The following is a 2,235-nucleotide window of genomic DNA, read 5'->3' on the forward strand; positions in this document are numbered from 1 at the left end:
CCGCGACCACCGCGTCCGGGTCGTACCGGTCGTCCTCGCCGATCAGTACCAGCGCCGCACCGGAGGCCAGCGTCGTGAACATCTCCTGCACATGCACGTCGAACCCGAACGAGGTCCACTGCAGCGTCCGCAGCGAGCGCCGCGTGCGCAGGTAGTGGCGGACCAGGTTGACCGGGCCGCGGTGCGGGACCACGACGCCCTTCGGGTTGCCGCTGGAGCCGGAGGTGTAGATGCAGTACGCGATGTCGTCGGCCGCGGCGCGTACCGGCGGGGCCTGCTTGGCGCGGGCGTCGCCGTCCACCGCCGAGACCGGGACCAGCCGCAGGCCGAGGCGATCCGCCAGCGCCGCGTCGTCCCCGACCAGCGCGACGGCGGCCGCGTCGTGCACCATGAACGCCCAGCGGGACTCCGGTACGCCGGGATCCAGCGGGAGGTAGGCGGCGCCGGATTTCAGGACGGCCAGCACCGCGACGATCATTTCGGTGCCTCGGGCAACTCGTACCGCGACCAGCTCGCCCGGCTTCACGCCCAGGTCGGTCAGCTGCCAGGCGACGGCGTTCGCGCGACGGTCGAGTTCGGCGTACGTGAGCTCGCGATCTCCTTGTATGACAGCGATCGCGTCCGGGGTACGGGCGACCTGCTGCTCGAACAGGGTGTGCAGACCGCTGAGCTCGCCGGCCACGACGGCGTCCCGGCGGATGCGGCCGATCGGGCCGACCGGGTCGGTGTCGGACTCGAGTTCGCGGAGTGCTTCGAGGTCGGACTCGAGCGGGAGGAGGAGTTCGGGCAGCCGGAGCTCCGGGCGGGTCGTTGCCCTGCGCAACACTTCGGCGAGGTAGTCGAGGAGCCGTTCGACGCTGCGCTGTTCGAACAGGCCCGCGCGGTAATCCGCCGTACAGACGATGTCGTCGCCGTCGTGGGTGAGCCGGAACCGGATGTCGATCGCCGGCGGCAGCTCGTCGTCGCCGTCCTCGAAGTCGACCAGGATCTGGAACAGCGGGTCGCGCTCGAGGATCGCCAGGTCGGTACCCGAGTGCTCGAACGCGGCGGCGGTGATGTCGCGGATCCGCTCGGTCAGCTCGCCCAGATCCGGCTCACCGGACAGGTCGATCCGCAACGGCAACGGCCGGATCGCCGGCGCGTCGTCCGGACGTACCAGCGCCGACCCGATCGTGACGTCGTCCTGCGCCGCGAACCGCCCGAGCACCGTCGCGACCGCGGCCAGCATCGTCATCGCCGGACTGAGCTTCCGCTCCCGGCTGTATGCGAACACCGCCGCGCCCAGCTCCCCCTCCAACTCCCGCCGAACCGACCCCACCGCGTCGTCCCCGGCCGCCCGCACCCGATCCCCCGGCAACACCAAAGGCTGCGCACCGGCCAGCACCTGATCCCAATAACTCAAATCCCGCCGCCGCCGCTCCCCCACCTCCCGAACAACAACCACCGCACCCGCCTGCCGAGCGCCCCTGACCAGCTCACCCGCCCCACCCTCAACAGACTGCTTACGCGCACCCCCCTCAACGGTCTGCTTGCGCCCGCCACCCTCAACGAACTGCTTGCGCGCACCCTCTTCGACGAACTGCTTGCGCGCATCCCCCTCAACGGACTGCTTGCGCGCACCACCCTCAACCGACCGCAGGTGAACGCCACCCCCACCGGACGCGCCACCGGACACAACCTGCCCCACATCTTCGGCAGATCTGTCGCCAGCACCCCCGGCGGCTACCTCGCGCACACCTTCGGCAGTCGCGCCACCCCCACTCCCGGCAGATTCGCGGCCCACACCTACGCCGGATCCCTCACCCACGGTCAGCGCATCTGCACCCGAGGCGGTCACCTCGCCCGCATCTTTACCGGTCAGCGCATCCGCACCCCGGCTGGTCCCCTCGTGCGTACCCCCGCCGGTGAGCGCATCCGCACCACCGCCGGTCAGCTCGCCCGGACCTTCGGAGGTCGCGCCGCCCGCACGTACGGCGGACTCCTCGCCCGCATCCCCGACGGTCGCGTCGCGCCTACCCTCGGCGGACTCCTCGCCCGCACGCCCGGCGGTCGCACCACGCGTACCTTCGGCTGATTCCACGGTGGTTGCCTCGTCGGCGCCTGCTGTGGTTGCGGTTGGGTTGAGTTCGGGCCGGTTCTCGTCCGTGGACGGCTCGGTCAGCAGAGCCAGCTGTTCGCGCATCAACCTGGTGACACCGTCAACCAGCTGGCCCGCGACCCGGAGCTGCTGCGACA

1 protein-coding gene is annotated in these 2,235 nt (G+C 71.0%); it reads right to left on the reverse strand.

All coding sequences use genetic code 11. The annotated features are described in order from the left end of the window. The coding region (locus VFF46_RS15990; protein ID WP_325037907.1) for an AMP-binding protein at positions 1-2,182 on the reverse strand (2,182 nt) is incomplete at its 3' end. Between the last annotated feature and the right edge of the window lie 53 nt (positions 2,183-2,235).

The organism is Kribbella sp. (genome assembly GCF_035655035.1).
GTDB lineage: Bacteria > Actinomycetota > Actinomycetes > Propionibacteriales > Kribbellaceae > Kribbella.